We start from the raw sequence: 16,482 nt of genomic DNA, 5'->3' as shown, positions 1-16,482 counted from the left end.
TCAGCGCGGCTGAAAGTGGCGCAACTGACTATCAGGGTTTACGTTTTAACGACGCATAACGTGAGGGGAACAATGAATAAACATGTCGCGCTGGGGATAACGGGTTTCTCACTGATTGCTGTGACTTATGGAATGGCGCGATTTTCATGGGGAATCATGCTGCCTGATATCCGTCAGGCGATTCCCTTCACGCCAGAAGTTGCCGGGATCATTGCGGCCTGTAGCTATGTTGCCTACTGCTTATCCGTTTTTTTGGCCTCCTTTCTGACGGAGCGCTTTGGTCCACGGCTTCCGGCCGTGCTGGCTGGGATCACCGCAGCAAGTGGATTAGTCATCCTGGCGTTGGCGCATTCCCCCCTGATTCTGGCGACAGGTCTTTTTATCGCTGGGCTTAGCTCCGGGCTGGCCTCACCGTCTCTTGCCGCAGCGGTGAGTCAGCGAATCTCTGCGGAACGGCAAACCCAGGTAAATACCATTATCAACGCCGGAACGAGTGGGGGGATCATCCTGTCGGTTCTGGTGTTACGGGTTATGCCGGGCAACTGGCGCCTGGCATGCATCGTCTTTGCGATCATGGCGCTACTCTGCCTGTTTGCAGCACTGCGTACATTGCCTGGGGAACGTGCGGAACAATCCCGGGATCCGACGCGCTGGCGCGTTGTCCTTATGAAATCGGGGATGTTTCGCCTGCTGGTGATAGCCTTTGTTAGCGGTGTCGCCAGTGCGGCATGGTGGAGTTTTGGTCCCGAATTGCTGCAGCGCCATACCGGGCTGGACAGTGCGATCACCCATATGCTGTGGCTGGTCAGCGGTGGCGCAGGAATTGCCGCCATATTTACCGGAAATGCGGCAAAGCGTATCGGCATGCGAGGGGTTTACTGTTGCTCGCTGGTTTTTATGGCGGCTTCGCTCGCTGCCCTGGCGCTAAGTCACGGTTTCGCCTGGTGGCTGTTTCCGGTCGCGGCGTTAAGCGGAGCGGGATATGTCATTTTATCCGGTGTGCTGTTGGTGCGGGGCGCCGCGCTGGCGGAGCCTTCTCCGGCGGCGGGCGTCAGTCTGGCTTTCCTGATGCTGGCCGTTGGGCAAATGGTTGGTTCAGTGGCATTTGGTCAGCTCTATGGCGCGATTGGCGCGGCAGGGGCGCTGGTTGTTTTTTCTGGGCTGTCGGGGGCACTGCTGTTCATTTCACCTGAAGGCGAACGTTAGCCTGATGTCAGGCTTTTTTACGCGTACGTTTTTTCACCGGCGTTATGCCTTTGACTTCACTTTCCACCCAGCCGTCTTCCAGACGGGTGGTCATCACATCCCCCGCTTTCACCTGTTTCACTTTTTTCAATACTTTGCCATCACTGGCGGTGGAGACGCTGTAACCGCGCGCCAGAGTGGAGAGCGGGCTGACCGCTTCCAGATGGGTAACCGCGTTCCCGAAGCGCTCACGGGTCGCACTCAGGCGTGAACGCACATTTTCCGCCAGACGATATTCCAGTTGCTGAATGCGGGTTTGTGCCCGATGGATACGCGGCTGAGGGCTTTGCTGGTTCAGGCGCTGGATCAGGCGAGACTGCCGCAAACTGGTGCGCTTAAGCTGGCTATCTATCGCGCTGTTCATCCGCTGATGTAATCTTTCCAGCGCCGTTTGCTGACGAGCGAGACGCAGTTGCGGATGTTGCTGTTGCAGACGATGAAAAATCTGGGTGAACCGGCGGCTGCGGTTTGCCAGAAAATAGTCCATCGCCATGCCAAGACGCTGCTGAGCGGACAGGATCTGCCGTAACAGCTCCTGCTGATTGCGGCTGACCATTTCAGCCGCGGCAGAAGGCGTTGGCGCACGCAGGTCGGCGATAAAATCGGCGATAGTCACGTCGGTTTCATGGCCGACGGCGCTCACCACTGGAATTGCACTGGCAAAAATGGCCCGTGCGACGCGCTCGTCGTTAAAACTCCATAAATCTTCCAGCGAGCCGCCGCCACGCCCGACAATCAGGACGTCACACTCCTGGCGCGCATTCGCCAGTTCGATTGCGCGAACAATCTGTCCCGGCGCGTCGTCGCCCTGGACGGCGGTCGGATAGATAATAACCGGCAAAGAAGGGTCGCGGCGTTTCAGTACATGGAGAATATCGTGTAGCGCGGCCCCGGTTTTCGAGGTGATCACCCCCACACAGTGCGCGGGAGAGGGGAGCGGTTGCTTGTGCTGCTGATCAAAAAGCCCTTCAGCCTGCAGTTTAGCTTTTAATTGTTCATACTTTTGCTGGAGAAGCCCTTCGCCGGCAGGCTGCATGCTTTCGACGATAATCTGATAGTCGCCGCGCGGCTCATATAAGGTGATATTGGCGCGAACCAGCACCTGCTGTCCATGCTGTGGGCGAAAGGTGACCCGACGGTTACTGTTACGAAACATCGCACAGCGAACCTGCGCCGTGTCATCTTTCAGCGTGAAATACCAGTGCCCGGATGATGGCTGCGAAAAGTTGGAAATCTCACCGCTTATCCAGACCTGTCCCATCTCCTGTTCCAACAGCAGACGAACCGTCTGATTCAGGCGGCTAACGGTAAAAATTGCAGAGGACTGAGAGGATAACATGTGAGCGGGATCAAATTTTAAATCAGCAGGTTATTCAATCGATAGTAACCCGCCTGAGCAGGAGCGCAAGCATTTTATGCAAAAAAGTGTGGATGCAACCGATTACGCTCTGTATAATGCCACGGCAATATTTATCCACCCCCAGGTTAGAGATATTGCCCATGCTACGTATTGCTAAAGAAGCTTTGACGTTTGACGACGTCCTCCTCGTTCCCGCTCACTCCACCGTTCTGCCGAATACTGCCGACCTCAGCACGCAGTTGACGAAAACCATTCGTCTGAACATTCCTATGCTCTCCGCAGCAATGGACACCGTGACTGAAGCGCGCCTCGCGATTGCACTGGCACAGGAAGGCGGCATCGGTTTTATCCATAAAAACATGTCGATTGAGCGTCAGGCGGAAGAAGTTCGCCGCGTGAAAAAACATGAATCTGGCGTGGTCACCGACCCGCAGACCGTTCTGCCGACGACAACCCTGCGTGAAGTGAAAGAGCTGACTGAACGCAATGGTTTTGCGGGCTACCCGGTCGTGACCGAAGACAATGAACTGGTGGGGATCATTACCGGTCGTGACGTCCGTTTCGTCACCGATCTGAGCCAACCGGTCAGCGTATACATGACGCCGAAAGAGCGTCTGGTTACTGTGCGTGAAGGCGAAGCCCGTGATGTCGTGCTGGCGAAAATGCACGAAAAACGCGTTGAGAAAGCGCTGGTCGTGGATAACAATTTCCACCTGCTCGGCATGATCACCGTGAAAGATTTCCAGAAAGCCGAACGTAAGCCGAACTCCTGTAAAGATGAACATGGCCGTCTGCGTGTTGGCGCGGCAGTAGGTGCAGGCGCTGGCAATGAAGAGCGTGTTGATGCGCTGGTTGCGGCGGGTGTTGACGTGCTGCTGATCGACTCCTCTCACGGCCATTCAGAAGGCGTTTTACAGCGCATTCGTGAAACCCGCGCAAAATACCCGGATCTGCAAATTATTGGCGGTAACGTGGCGACCGGCGCGGGTGCGCGTGCTCTGGCGGAAGCGGGCGTGAGCGCAGTGAAAGTGGGTATCGGTCCTGGCTCCATTTGTACGACCCGTATCGTGACCGGCGTGGGCGTTCCGCAGATCACTGCGGTGTCTGACGCGGTTGAAGCGCTGGAAGGGATGGGTATTCCGGTTATTGCTGACGGCGGTATCCGTTTCTCTGGCGATATCGCCAAAGCCATTGCAGCGGGCGCAAGCGCGGTGATGGTGGGGTCTATGCTGGCGGGGACCGAAGAATCCCCGGGTGAAATCGAACTCTACCAAGGCCGTTCTTACAAATCTTATCGTGGCATGGGCTCTCTGGGCGCGATGTCCAAAGGCTCTTCTGACCGTTACTTCCAGAGCGATAACGCAGCCGACAAACTGGTGCCGGAAGGTATCGAAGGCCGCGTTGCTTATAAAGGTCGCCTGAAAGAGATTATCCACCAGCAGATGGGCGGCCTGCGCTCCTGTATGGGGCTGACCGGCTGTGGTACTATCGACGAATTGCGTACTAAAGCGGAATTCGTACGTATCAGTGGTGCGGGTATTCAGGAAAGCCACGTTCACGACGTGACCATCACCAAAGAGTCCCCGAACTACCGTATGGGCTCCTGATCAGTTTCCGCGCCCGGCTCCTGCCGGGCGCTTTTTTGGTTTCACTTGCCTCGGAATTAGCGTCAATGACAGACAATATTCACAAGCATCGCATTCTTATCCTTGATTTCGGATCGCAGTACACACAGCTGGTTGCACGTCGCGTACGTGAACTGGGGGTTTACTGTGAACTGTGGGCATGGGATGTAACTGAAGCACAGATTCGCGAGTTTAATCCTAGCGGTATCATTCTTTCCGGCGGCCCGGAAAGTACCACGGAAGAAAACAGTCCGCGTGCACCGCAATACGTTTTCGAAGCCGGCGTTCCGGTGTTCGGCGTGTGCTACGGCATGCAAACGATGGCGATGCAGTTGGGCGGCCATGTTGAAGGATCGACAGAGCGTGAATTCGGCTACGCGCAGGTTGAAGTCGTGACCGACAGCGCGCTGGTTCGTGGTATCGAAGACTCCCTGACCGCTGACGGCAAACCGCTGCTGGATGTGTGGATGAGCCACGGCGATAAAGTGACGGCAATCCCGTCCGACTTCGTCACCGTTGCCAGCACCGAAAGCTGCCCGTTTGCCATTATGGCGAACGAAGAAAAACGCTTCTACGGCGTTCAGTTCCACCCGGAAGTGACTCATACCCGTCAGGGGATGCGCATGCTGGAGCGTTTTGTCCGCGATATCTGCCAGTGTGAAGCGCTGTGGACGCCGGCAAAAATCATCGACGACGCCGTTGAGCGTATCCGTCAGCAGGTTGGCGATGACAAAGTGATCCTCGGCCTTTCCGGTGGCGTAGATTCTTCTGTTACCGCGATGCTGTTGCACCGTGCGATCGGCAAAAATCTGACCTGTGTCTTCGTTGATAACGGCCTGCTGCGCCTGAATGAAGCCGGGCAGGTAATGGATATGTTCGGTGATCATTTTGGTCTGAACATTGTTCACGTTCCGGCTGAAGAACGTTTCCTGACCGCGCTGAAAGGCGAGAACGATCCGGAAGCGAAACGTAAGATTATTGGCCGCGTCTTTGTTGAAGTCTTCGACGAAGAAGCGCTGAAGCTGGAAGATGTGAAATGGCTGGCGCAGGGCACCATCTATCCTGACGTGATTGAATCTGCCGCCTCTGCGACCGGCAAAGCGCACGTCATCAAATCTCACCATAACGTAGGTGGTCTGCCTAAAGAGATGAAGATGGGTCTGGTTGAGCCGCTAAAAGAGCTGTTCAAAGATGAAGTACGTAAAATTGGTCTGGAACTGGGATTGCCGTACGACATGCTCTATCGTCATCCGTTCCCGGGCCCAGGTCTGGGCGTACGTGTGCTGGGTGAAGTGAAGAAAGAGTACTGCGACCTGCTGCGTCGTGCGGACGCTATCTTCATTGAAGAACTGCACAAAGCCGACCTGTACAACAAAGTGAGTCAGGCGTTCACTGTGTTCCTGCCGGTTCGCTCTGTTGGCGTGATGGGCGATGGCCGTAAATACGACTGGGTAGTGTCTCTGCGTGCAGTCGAAACCATCGACTTTATGACCGCACACTGGGCGCACCTGCCATATGATTTCTTAGGCCGCGTGTCCAACCGTATCATCAACGAAGTGAATGGCATTTCCCGCGTCGTCTATGACATCAGCGGTAAACCGCCAGCGACTATCGAGTGGGAATAAGCCGATAACCCTTTCTGAGTTTTCATGAACAGGTAAAAGTGAATTTAACCCTCTGTTTTTACAGGGGGTTTTTATTTATGTGCATTCATGCTTCCTCACTCCAGTTCACACCTTTTAGCGGTATTTCTCACGGTATCGCCTTAGAGGTGTATTCTTCTCTCTGTCTGATATCGTTGTAAAAATGATGCCAAAATGGTGATTTTATGCTGACTGATATCAAACTGAAAAACCTCAAGCCAAAGGACAAACTTTATAAAGTTACTGACCGGGATGGTTTGTATGTTGCAGTGCAGATGTCAGGCACAGTCTCGTTTCGCTACGATTACAGCATCAATGGAAGACGAGAAACAATTCGCCAGTTGTCGGTTTATTAGTTAATTCTGTCTCCGAGAACTACTGTTGAAACAGACATCGTGCATGTGGAAATGTTTGCGCGTTCTGTTTCATCAACGCCTAAATTTAAGCTGAGGTAGCCAAAATACGGCTCAGTCCCTGTTCCTCGTAATACCGGGTCGCGTCATGCGCGGTCGTCCGCTTTTGGTGCCAAAGATCACCGACAGACGTTCAGCCCCTTTTTCTAGCTGTTTGATCCCAGGTTTTCAGCGACTGGCAGCACTGTACCGCTTCCTGTCCACGCAGGCCCATCACCCGCGCCAGTTGCAGGCTGACCGCGAGGCCTGCGTCGGTTTGCCGGACCCGATCCACTACCTGCTGGTAAAACGCATCCGGAATGGCCCGGTGCGTCCCGTCACGGCTGGCACCACTGATACCGAGCGACTGGTTGCTGATTAATTCGGACTGAGTAAGCTGCATGCGTCCGGCTTCAGCCAGAATGGAACGCACCATCGCCATCTCATTCTGTAGCGTTCGCAGAGAAATACCCTGCGCCAGTCGTTCATGAATGTATCCCGCGATGTGTCTGGCGTTGAGCTGGCTGGTACGGGTTACCTGAATATTCTGCGCCAGTTTTTTCATATCCTGTGCCAGTCGCGACATGCAGACACCTCCGCCTGAGGCGGTAGCTATATTTTCCGGCGCGTGGGGAATGCATGGGGGAGCAAAAGTTGCGCCATGCTGAACAATACCGGTGCGCCGGAAGGCGAGAGTTGAGGTATGGTGGGGCACGGTGCTGCACGGTGTGCAGGCCGCCTGCCTCAGCAGGGATGCCTCCGGATCGTCGTGATCCGCCTCCGGTACTGTTCATTCCTCCTTGTTATCTTTTTGACGCAGAAATGATGGCGTCAGAGGGTAAATACAACAATAAGCCTGATGAGACGGCGGCTGGCTCAGCGATGTGCGTCGGCGTCACTTTGTTTTGCTTCGTCTCCAAAGTGACGCGCCGCCGTTTCAGGCAACCTGTTTACTGGCGCAGAGATACGCCCCGTCTAAATACGCGGTACCAACCTGCCTCTTGCTGGCACAGGTTATGGCAGCAACAACGACCGGACTGTGTCAGAGACGCTCCCGCCGTAGTGTCCGGCTTGCGGGGTTAATGGCTTGACCAACCTGACATAGCAGCCAGGCACAGTCTTCTAAGGTCATGGCTGTTTCGGGTGCACTCCCAGGACTGCGGCAGTTGCCGTAAAAATAGCACTGTGGATGCCTTGGTCAAGCAGTGTTTTATTCATAATGCATTGATAAAAAACAAAAATGTTCGTTATGTGGTGATGTGGGCCTTTATGAACCGTTAACAGTATTTTTTAGTATATGACCATGCTTAAAAATACGTGTAAGCTGAACGTACAGGAAAGCAAAGAGAGGTCCTGACATGAAACAACGTACTACTCAGAGTGTCACCGTCACACTGGAACGCGATTTGATCGCCGCCGCACGTGCTGCTGGGGTGAATATGAGCCAGACTCTGGCCGCAGCCCTTGATTCCGAACTGAAAAAGCACGCAGCCACTCGCTGGAAAGAAGAAAATCGGGAAGGACTGGAAGCGCTTAACCGTTTCCATGATGAGCATGGGTACTTCAGTGATGACTACAGGACGTTCTGAATCATGCAATTCACCATTTATCGCAACCCCGGAAGAAGCACGTTGTACCCGCTACTCATAGATGTGACGAGCGATATCATTGGCGCATTGAATATGCGCATTGTGATTCCACTGTTACCTGTAGAGCGTTATCCAAATCCTGAGGTACGTCCGGCGCGATTAAATCCCGTACTGGAACTGATTGATGGTAAGCAGTACGCCTTAATGACGCATGAACTGGCGAGCATCCCGTTAAAAGCCCTCGGCGCTGAGTTTTGTGATGGCAGTGTGTATCGCCAGACTGTAAAAGGTGCTCTGGATTTCATTCTGGATGGTATCTGAGAGAATTATCAGTACAGAAGACAAAATGTTCTGTTAACCGTCATGGCGCAGTTTCCTCCCTCACCCTTAAAGGCCCTTTTGCGGGCGCAGATTCTTATTCATAGAAAACGGGCGCGCAACTTGCGCAGAAGCATTGGACACTTAGCTCGCGGTTGGCTGCAAAACAGCGCGGAAATGCTCAATGACCGGAAAGGGTGAATTCACAGCCGGCGTCACCAGCCAGTGGAGTGACCACGCTCCGGTAGACAGTTTCTGTCCTCACGGTGATGCCAGTGTCCGTGATGTATCCACGTCCAGGGAGGATAGTTCTTAGCGCTAACAGATCCATGAGTCGCAGAGAAAAAATGTCCTGAGAGCGTTGGGATCGGGAGAAGTCGTAGTAAAAGAAATCCGTAATCGACGGGATTACGGATTTCTGTTTAGACTGAGAGTGAGTAAGCGTTATTTAAACCAGCCATCCGTCTCATTTTCCCGGGCTTTACCTTCACTTTTCAACAGATCGCGTCCACCTTCGGAAACATTACGATTCGCATCAGCTTCAGATTGAACCACATCTGTTTGCGCAGCCTTTTGCTTAAGTTCCTGATCGATATATTCGTTTTCTCTTTTTACTCGGGCTTCTTCTTTGGCCAACGCCAGTTTCTGTTTTTGAATTTCTAAACTGCGAAGTTCATCTTCATAGCTTTGGTCTCTTTTCTTATCTTTTACGGCTTCTGCATCAATTTTTTCTTGTCGTGCCCTTCGCTCGGCAGCTGCCGCCGCAGATTTTCTGTTAGCCGCTGCGGCGGCATTGGCACGACGTTGCTTTTCTTGCTGGATTTCCTTATCGCGCTCCGCAACCCACTCATCATGCTGTTTTTTCTCCTCATTAATACCTTGTTGCTCAGCTTGCGCTACGGCAGAGAGCTGATCTTGTAAAGAGGAGGAATAAGTGGTACTGCTAAGGACCGACAGAAAAATAAATAGAATTATCTTTTTCATTCAGCCTCTTTATTATTAACTTTTCTCAGGGCACTTTGCGTTGGGTTGAATTCGCGTTTCGTTATAGCTGGTGGAAATAACGACAGCCAGACCCGTAGTAAACTGACAAGATTTTCCAACCTGAGTCGATGTATAAACTTTGGTTCCTTCCTTATAAGTTAAAGAGACCCCTTCTACTAATGTTTTATCCTTCACCAAAGAACCTGCAGCAGCGCCGGCTGCACCGCCACCGACTGCACCTGCGGTAGTGTTGAGTGTACTGCCAGAGCCAACATTATGACCCGCAATCCCACCTGCAACGGCCCCAATTACAGCGCCAAACGCTTGAGCAGCCTGTTTATTTTGAGTGTTATCGACGGCCACTTTGGCGGGTAATATCGAAATTATATTAACGGTTTTTGTCTCTTGTTTAGCGTTTAATTGATCCGTTTGATAAACATCAGCGGCATGTTCATCAGCATTAGACTGACATCCTGCAAGAATAAGAGAAGACAAAACCATCAGCGGCAGAATACTTTTTTTAAATTTCATTACTATTCCTTGTTAATCAGATTTTATGTGGGCGGAATAGATGTTAAATCTCGCTGTGGGAAAAGTAAACCTACTTAATATTTATAATTTTTTGAATTTCATGTGATATCTGTATGAGTCAATTATTGTAGTGGCAAATAAGTGTCTTTTTTTGATTATATGTATTTAAAGTATATATCAAGGTTGTTTTATCTGTCTGGCATATAATCGAGAATAAATTAGTTTCATTAATGACTGGATACCGGGGCGTTGCCGGCATCCACAGGAAAGAGTTACATACTCATCTGGCATTCTGTTTTCAGCATGAAACCTTGAGTCAGCGTTGAGCAGGCGTTTCGACAGAGAGGGTGGACTGTTGCGCGTCTTTTTTGTCCTGATGATGATGCCAGGCACCGATAGAAGAGTAGACGAAGCGTCCAAAAAAGAGGATAAAGCTGATAAGCAGTACGATACGGGTCATGCGACTGTTAAATCGATGTCGTTTTCGCATACTGGTTGCCTGACTCACAAAAGGTTCCTTAAGGGATGCCCGGAAGGGCGATAAGTACATTAAGGCACACTGCGCCGGACGGGTCAATTATTGATTTTGTAAAAATGCGTCAGTGGATTCATATTTTGATGTTATGGAAATTAATTACATTATTTGCATTAACAATGTGAAAATGATAACGCAGTGAAATAAAAGTAATAATTGATTAATGGGGATGGAATTATTTGATATACGTCAAAATTCCCTTCTCGTTGACAACTAAAATCGGTGCGACATGTATGGTGAATTTTTCATCTTAATTTTGACGTCAGGTGGGATGCCTGTCTGATACAACCCCTTCAGGATCCAGGGGTTCCGCTGAGCGTCTATGCGACTGAATAAAACTTATATTGCAATCAGAGATAAGTGGTGGGGACTGCCTCTGATTTTGCCTTCCCTGTTTTTACCGCTTGTGAGCCATACGAATACCTATGCGCATGTGGCCACAGGGGACGTCATCCTGTTCTATTTACCGCTATCGCTCATGATGAGCCTGATGTTGTTTTTCGGTTGGGCGGCATTGCCTGGTATTGTTCTGGCGGTTTTTATTCGCAAATATCCCCAGGTAGGTCTGGTGGAAACGTTGCCTGTTATTGCCCATTTTCTGATTGCTATCGTGCTCAGTTGGGCCGGTTATCGTGTCTTTACGCCCCGGCGTAATAACATCTCGCATGGGGACGCGCAACTGGTCTTCCCGCGAATTTTCTGGCAGGTTTTTTGTCCTGCGACGCTCTTTCTGGTGTTGTTCCAGTTTGCGGCCTTTGTGGGAATGTATGAAAGTAAGCTGAGCTTAATGGGGGGAACACCGTTTAACATCAATGCATTAATCAACTACCAGGGCATTCTGGTGGGGAATCTGATTGGTGTACCGCTCTTCTACTTTATTATTCGCGTTATTCGTAACCCACTGCATTTGCGCGGTTATTATTCACAATTAACGTTACAGTTTGATACCAAGGCCTCGCGAAAGGAGGTCATTATTTGGCTGCTGGTATTGTCCGCATTAATGTCTTTGCTTTGTATGCCATTAAATGAAAATAGCTCAATATTCAGCACAAACTATACGATGTCGTTATTACTCCCGGTGATGTTATGGGGGGCAATGCGTTACGGTTATCGATTCATTTCACTGCTGTGGGCTCCGGTTTTAATTATTGCGATTCATAATTACAGAAGCTATACGCCTTATTATTCGGGCTACGATGTGCAGCTGGCGATTACGTCTTCCAGTTTTCTGGTTTTTTCTTTTATTGTGAATTACATGGCGGTGCTGGCAACGCGACAGCGGATTGTGAGCGGGCGCGCCCGTCGTCTTGCGTTGCTTGACCCGGTGGTGCATCTTCCCAATCTTCGCGCACTCAACCGTGCGCTGAGAAGTACGCCCTGGTCAGCACTGTGCTTTCTGCGCGTTCCCGAACTCGAGTTTCTCGTCAAAAATTACGGAATCATGCTGCGTATTCAGTACAAACAGCAACTCTCACACTGGATTGCTGAAAAACTGGGGCCTGATGAACATGTTTATCAAATGTCCGGGCCTGACCTGCTACTGCGCTTAAATACGGAGTCGCATCAGCAACGCATTGAAGAGCTTGATGAGCATATCAAGACGTTCCGGTTTGTCTGGGATGGCATGACGTTCATCCCGCAGGTGGGGATGAGTTATTGTTATGTGCGTTCTCCAGTCAACCACATCTACTTATTGCTGGGGGAGTTGAGCACGATTGCTGAGTTGTCCATCATGACCAACACGCCGGAGAATCTGGAGCGTCGTGGTGCCGTGAATATGCAACGTAACCTGAGAGACAAAGTCGCGATGATGAACCGTCTACAGCATGCGCTGGAGCATGACCGATTTTGTCTTATGGCGCAGCCAATTGAAGGGCTTCGCGGTGATGTTTACCATGAGATTTTACTGCGATTGTTGGATGATGACGGTGGCATGATCAATCCTGAATCCTTCCTGCCCGTCGCGCACGAGTTTGGTCTCTCCTCCCGAATCGATCTTTGGGTTATCGAACACACATTACGTTTTATGGCTGAGAATCGTGAGCTGATGCCTGCCCGTCGCTTTGCACTTAATCTGTCGGCCTCTTCTGTCTGCCGGGCTAAGTTTGCGCAGGACGTCAGCAAACTGCTAAGCAAATATCAGATAGAAGCCTGGCAATTGATTTTTGAAGTGACAGAAAGCCAGGCGCTGATGAATGCCGGGCAGGCGGAAATAACACTGCAGAACCTGCAACAGTTAGGCTGCCAAATCGCCATTGATGACTTTGGCACGGGGTACGCCAGCTATGCAAGGCTGAAAAACGTGAACGCCGATATTCTGAAGATTGACGGCAGTTTTATTCGCAATATCGTTTCGAATAGCCTTGACTATCAGATAGTGGCCTCAATTTGCCATCTGGCACGTATGAAGAAGATGCAGGTAGTGGCTGAATTCGTCGAAAGCGAGGAGATTCGCCGTGCGGCAATCTCGCTGGGAATTGACTATATGCAGGGATATTTAATCGGTTTGCCGAAGCCGTTAAGTGAGGCGCTGAAAGCGCAGGTGCCAGTCACTGGCACCTGAGTGTGTTTCACGCAGCAACTTCCGGTGAACATTCTTCTTCAATTTTCAGACGCCAACCGGTCACGGCTTCCCAGTACTGCTGCTCTTTTTCCAGATCGAGCAAAACCAGCGCGTTCTGGCTGAACCAGTCATGCGGGAAACGCAGGGTCCAGTGGTTCTCGTCGGTGATGAGCGTCAGCGTAGGCGGCGTGGTCGTCGCCTGGCGCTGGTTATTCAGCAGCACGCCAAGACGCAACAGCTGAATGAGGGGCAGGAACTGCTTCTTCTTAAACAGCGTAAAGCGCGGGAGATCGTCCAGCTTCACTGCCTTACGATGATAGCGAACCAGCGTCGCCATCATGGTTTGCTGCTCCTGATTAAAGCCTGGCAGGTCGCTGTTTTGCAAAATATACGCCGAGTGACGATGCAGACCGCTGTGGTTGATGTTCAGTCCAACCTCGTGCAGCATCGCTGCCCATTTCAGCAGCGCTTCTAACTGCGGATGCGCCAGTTTAGGCTGCTGCGACTGCCATTGCTCATACATCTGCATGGTGGTTTCCAGCACGCGTCGCGCCTGTTCGCTGTCGATATTGTACTGATTCGCCAGACTACTGGCGGTGCGGCTGCGGACATCCTGATGGCGGAAGCGGCCTTCCATTTCGTACAGCACGCCTTCGCGCAGCGCGCCATCGGAAAGACGAAGCTCGCGGATCGCCAGTGCATCAAAGACACCGCATAAAATCGCCAGACCAGGAACAAAAACGGCTTTTCGCTCTTCAGACAACCCCGGCAGGCTTAACGACTCGAAACTGCGGTGTTGCAGCAGTTCGGCAACCAGTCGCTCCAGGCGCTCAGGTGTAATGAAACCGTCTTTTTCGCCCATTTCTAAGAGCACTTCGTGCGCCGCTTTGATGGTGCCAGAGGCCCCCAACGCGACGTTCCAGCCCTGAATGCGGAATTGCCAGGTCAGGGTCTCAAGCTTCTGCGCAGCCGCCATTCTGGCGCGCTGGAAATTTTCTTTGCTGATGACGCCGCCGGGGAAATAGATCTGCGCAAAGCTGACGCAACCCATACGGCGGCTTTCAACCAGCTTCGGTTCGAAGTTTTCGCCAATGACCAGTTCCGTCGAACCGCCGCCAATGTCGATCACCAGCTTGCGGCCTTTTTCTGGCTGGGTATGCTCAACGCCCATAAAAATCAGGCGCGCTTCTTCATTACCGGAAATGATCTCGATCGGATAGGGGATCACCTTCTCCGCGCGTTTGAGAAAATCGGTGGCGTTTTGCGCCTGGCGAAGCGTATGCGTACCCACAATACATACGCTGGAGGGGGCGAACCCCTGAAGACGTTCAGCGAACAGCGACAGGCAGCTTAATCCGCGCTCCATCGCTTCTTCACTCAGCATATTGTCTTCGCCGAGACCGTCCGCCAGATGTACGCGCTGTTTCAGGCGGCCGATAATCTGCATGGCGCCATCCACCACACGGGCAATCACCATATGAAAACTGTTTGAACCGAGATCGACCGCCGCAAACTCCTGCGGTCGTGGGGACTTATCATGTATTGGCATAGCGTTAGTCAGGTTGCTCGAGTGATTTGATATAGTCGTAAATCGCCAGTTGTGACTGCACCTTGCGGCGGTTTCCACGCGGCACGTAGCGATTACTCAGTTCTTTATCGATGTAGCGGGCTTTTACCGTGTCGCTGAACAGGATGTCAATAATATCCAGTACGCGTTGTTTCAGGCGCGGATCGAGGAGTGGCGTTGCCACCTCAATGCGATAATCGATATTGCGCGTCATCCAGTCCGCAGAAGAGAGGTAGACCTGCTTATCGCCGCCATTTTCAAAAATATAGACCCGGTCGTGCTCAAGATAGCGATCCACGATACTGATGACGCGGATATTATCGCTGATTCCTTCGAGATTCGGTATCAGTGAGCACATGCCGCGTATCAGCAGGTTAACCGGCACGCCGGAACTTGAGGCGGCGTACAGACGGTCGACCAGACCTTTATCTACCAGATTATTCAGCTTCAATGTGATGCCGGAGGGCTGCCCCTGCTGGGCGTTAGCGATTTCACGATCGATCATTTCATACAGCAGACGACGCGAGTTTTGCGGGGATACCAACAGATAGTCAAAGGTCACCGGGCGATACGGGTTTTCGATAAAATTGAACACCCGGCGGACTTCGTTGGTGATCCGCGCGTCGGCGGTCAACAGCGAATAGTCAGTATACAGGCGGGCGGTTTTTTCGTTGAAGTTACCGGTGCCGATATGCGCGTAACGCACCACTTCGTCGCCTTCTTTACGCGAAATCAGGAACAGTTTGGCGTGAATTTTTAAGCCCGGTGCGGAGAAGATCACATGCACGCCAGCTTCCGTCAGGCGTTTCGCCCAGTGGATATTCGCCTCTTCGTCAAAACGCGCCTGTAATTCCACCACCACGGTCACTTTTTTACTGTTATGGGCGGCGTGGATCATGGCGTCGATAATGCGAGAGTCTTTTGCGACGCGGTAAATGTTGATTTTGATTGCCAGCACGCTGGGGTCAAACGACGCCTGACGCAGCAGTTCCAGGACGTGCTCAAAAGTGTGGTATGGGTAGTAGAGAAGCACATCGCGCTCGCGAATGGCATCGAATCCGTTACGGAACTTCTCTTTATCGAACCAGATATGGCGCAGGCGCGGAAGCGGTTTATTCACCAGATTGGCTTTGCCAACATTGGGGAAGTTAATGAAATCTTTGAAGTTGTGATAACGCCCGCCGGGGACAATAGAGTCATAACGCGAGATGGTCAGCTTCTCGCGCAGCACTTCGACCAGCGCATTAGGCATGTCGCGCTGATAGACAAAGCGCACCGGTTCGGCGGTCAGTCGCTGTTTCAGGCTGGAGGACATCAGCTCCATCAGGCTGGATTCCATCTCGTGCACCAGATCGTACTCGGCGTCACGGGTCATCTTCATCGAATAGGCGTTCAGCGTGTCGTAATCAAAGAAACCCTTAAAGATGTCGTCCAGGCAATAGCGCAGAATGTTATCCAGCAGGATCATTGGCTTGCGACGACGCGGCGCTTCTGGCGGCAGATTCACAAAGCGAGGAACCTTGTCAGAGGGGATTTCCAGCAGCGCATAGCGAATGGTGTCGCCGCGAATAATTTCAACCGCCAGATAGGTGTAATCATCCTTCAGGAACTGTACCAGATCCGTTTCGCGGTTAATTAAAATCGGGGTAATGTGCTGGCGCAGATATTGTTTGAAGTAGTGGCGCAGCCAGCTTTGCTGGTTGACCGACAGCTGACGCTCGTTAATCAGGAAGATCTGATTTCGCGCCATCTCCAGCAGCAGTTCGTTATACAGACCATCGAATTCCTGGTCCGCTTTCAGCACGCGGGACTGGATTTTGCCTAACAGGTGGCGAGAATGTGAATTTGAACCCTGTTCTTCGCTGATGATGATGCGACGTTTGAGCTCTGCGAAGCGAACTTTGTAGAATTCATCCAGGTTATTGGAATAGATGCCTAAGAAACGCATCCGCTCAATCAGCGGGTTTGATTTATCAGCCGCTTCCTGGAGCACACGTTCGTTGAACGCTAACCAGCTCAGCTCTTTCTCGATATAAAGCTTTTCCTGACCCATTAATACATATACTCCGTTTTATTCACGGGACACTGCCTGATTATTATGGCGAGCATTGCGCTCAGATGTCCAACTGT

12 protein-coding genes and 2 pseudogenes are annotated in these 16,482 nt (G+C 51.7%); 7 read left to right on the top strand and 7 right to left on the bottom strand.

The window, feature by feature from the left end; translation table 11 throughout:
• Positions 1-72 precede the first annotated feature (72 nt).
• Complete coding sequence (locus QNN88_RS05250; RefSeq protein WP_414239251.1) at positions 73-1,206, top strand: MFS transporter; 1,134 nt, start codon at positions 73-75, stop codon at positions 1,204-1,206.
• 7 nt (positions 1,207-1,213) lie between these two features.
• Here the strand turns inward: QNN88_RS05250 and xseA are convergent, their stop codons facing one another.
• Positions 1,214-2,584, bottom strand: a complete 1,371-nt coding sequence (gene xseA / locus QNN88_RS05245; protein WP_414239250.1) for an exodeoxyribonuclease VII large subunit — start codon at positions 2,582-2,584, stop codon at positions 1,214-1,216.
• A gap of 161 nt (positions 2,585-2,745) precedes the next feature.
• Here xseA and guaB point away from each other — a divergent pair, with 161 nt between their 5' ends.
• From guaB to QNN88_RS05230, 3 genes and pseudogenes are all read left to right on the top strand, one after another.
• The gene (guaB, locus tag QNN88_RS05240) at positions 2,746-4,212 is read left to right on the top strand and encodes an IMP dehydrogenase (protein WP_345768905.1); all 1,467 of its coding nucleotides are present in this window, start codon (positions 2,746-2,748) and stop codon (positions 4,210-4,212) included.
• 65 nt (positions 4,213-4,277) lie between these two features.
• Positions 4,278-5,855, top strand: coding sequence for a glutamine-hydrolyzing GMP synthase (gene guaA, locus QNN88_RS05235; RefSeq protein WP_414239249.1), 1,578 nt, complete (start codon positions 4,278-4,280; stop codon positions 5,853-5,855).
• Between the two features lie 203 nt (positions 5,856-6,058).
• Positions 6,059-6,208: pseudogene (locus QNN88_RS05230) on the top strand (Arm DNA-binding domain-containing protein); the annotation flags it as partial.
• A 159-nt stretch (positions 6,209-6,367) separates the two neighbouring features.
• Here the strand turns inward: QNN88_RS05230 and QNN88_RS05225 are convergent.
• A pseudogene (locus tag QNN88_RS05225) lies at positions 6,368-6,851 on the bottom strand (integrase domain-containing protein); the annotation flags it as partial.
• Positions 6,852-7,623: 772 nt separating this feature from the next.
• Here QNN88_RS05225 and QNN88_RS05220 point away from each other — a divergent pair.
• Both QNN88_RS05220 and QNN88_RS05215 read left to right on the top strand, forming a co-directional pair.
• The gene (locus QNN88_RS05220; protein WP_414239248.1) at positions 7,624-7,854 is read left to right on the top strand and encodes a type II toxin-antitoxin system CcdA family antitoxin; all 231 of its coding nucleotides are present in this window, start codon (positions 7,624-7,626) and stop codon (positions 7,852-7,854) included.
• Between the two features lie 3 nt (positions 7,855-7,857).
• Entirely contained in the window at positions 7,858-8,175 is a 318-nt protein-coding gene (locus tag QNN88_RS05215) for a CcdB family protein (protein WP_414239247.1), read from the top strand.
• A gap of 441 nt (positions 8,176-8,616) precedes the next feature.
• Here QNN88_RS05215 and QNN88_RS05210 read toward each other — a convergent pair whose 3' ends face one another.
• From QNN88_RS05210 to QNN88_RS05200, 3 genes are all read right to left on the bottom strand, one after another.
• A complete protein-coding gene (locus tag QNN88_RS05210; RefSeq protein ID WP_414239246.1) occupies positions 8,617-9,156 on the bottom strand; it encodes a DUF5384 family protein in 540 nt (179 codons plus the stop codon).
• A gap of 15 nt (positions 9,157-9,171) precedes the next feature.
• Positions 9,172-9,687, bottom strand: coding sequence for a glycine zipper 2TM domain-containing protein (locus QNN88_RS05205; RefSeq protein WP_414239245.1), 516 nt, complete (start codon positions 9,685-9,687; stop codon positions 9,172-9,174).
• A 316-nt stretch (positions 9,688-10,003) separates the two neighbouring features.
• Entirely contained in the window at positions 10,004-10,195 is a 192-nt protein-coding gene (locus QNN88_RS05200; protein ID WP_414239244.1) for a YfgG family protein, read from the bottom strand.
• 349 nt (positions 10,196-10,544) lie between these two features.
• Between QNN88_RS05200 and QNN88_RS05195 the strand changes: the two genes are divergently transcribed.
• Positions 10,545-12,785 carry an EAL domain-containing protein gene (locus QNN88_RS05195; RefSeq protein ID WP_414239243.1) on the top strand — a complete coding sequence of 747 codons (2,241 nt, stop codon included), beginning with the start codon at positions 10,545-10,547 and terminating at the stop codon, positions 12,783-12,785.
• 7 nt (positions 12,786-12,792) lie between these two features.
• Here QNN88_RS05195 and ppx read toward each other — a convergent pair whose 3' ends face one another.
• Both ppx and ppk1 read right to left on the bottom strand, forming a co-directional pair.
• Positions 12,793-14,334: an exopolyphosphatase gene (gene ppx, locus QNN88_RS05190; protein ID WP_414239242.1), complete on the bottom strand. Its 1,542-nt coding sequence runs from the start codon at positions 14,332-14,334 to the stop codon at positions 12,793-12,795.
• Between the two features lie 4 nt (positions 14,335-14,338).
• The gene (gene ppk1 / locus QNN88_RS05185; protein ID WP_414239241.1) at positions 14,339-16,405 is read right to left on the bottom strand and encodes a polyphosphate kinase 1; all 2,067 of its coding nucleotides are present in this window, start codon (positions 16,403-16,405) and stop codon (positions 14,339-14,341) included.
• Positions 16,406-16,482 lie beyond the last annotated feature (77 nt).

The sequence above is a fragment of the Citrobacter sp. ANG330 genome (assembly GCF_047467925.1).
GTDB lineage: Bacteria > Pseudomonadota > Gammaproteobacteria > Enterobacterales > Enterobacteriaceae > Citrobacter_A > Citrobacter_A amalonaticus_G.
Note: the sequence above shows the minus strand (reverse complement) of the source record. Positions and strands in the feature narration are given on the sequence as shown.

Bases quoted from the DNA above. Each gene is read 5' to 3' on its own strand.
- QNN88_RS05250 (WP_414239251.1), top strand. From the start codon at position 73: ATGAATAAACATGTCGCGCTGGGGATAACGGGTTTCTCACTGATTGCT.
- xseA (WP_414239250.1), bottom strand. From the start codon at position 2,584: ATGTTATCCTCTCAGTCCTCTGCAATTTTTACCGTTAGCCGCCTGAAT.
- guaB (WP_345768905.1), top strand. From the start codon at position 2,746: ATGCTACGTATTGCTAAAGAAGCTTTGACGTTTGACGACGTCCTCCTC.
- guaA (WP_414239249.1), top strand. From the start codon at position 4,278: ATGACAGACAATATTCACAAGCATCGCATTCTTATCCTTGATTTCGGA.
- QNN88_RS05220 (WP_414239248.1), top strand. From the start codon at position 7,624: ATGAAACAACGTACTACTCAGAGTGTCACCGTCACACTGGAACGCGAT.
- QNN88_RS05215 (WP_414239247.1), top strand. From the start codon at position 7,858: ATGCAATTCACCATTTATCGCAACCCCGGAAGAAGCACGTTGTACCCG.
- QNN88_RS05210 (WP_414239246.1), bottom strand. From the start codon at position 9,156: ATGAAAAAGATAATTCTATTTATTTTTCTGTCGGTCCTTAGCAGTACC.
- QNN88_RS05205 (WP_414239245.1), bottom strand. From the start codon at position 9,687: ATGAAATTTAAAAAAAGTATTCTGCCGCTGATGGTTTTGTCTTCTCTT.
- QNN88_RS05195 (WP_414239243.1), top strand. From the start codon at position 10,545: ATGCGACTGAATAAAACTTATATTGCAATCAGAGATAAGTGGTGGGGA.
- ppx (WP_414239242.1), bottom strand. From the start codon at position 14,334: ATGCCAATACATGATAAGTCCCCACGACCGCAGGAGTTTGCGGCGGTC.
- ppk1 (WP_414239241.1), bottom strand. From the start codon at position 16,405: ATGGGTCAGGAAAAGCTTTATATCGAGAAAGAGCTGAGCTGGTTAGCG.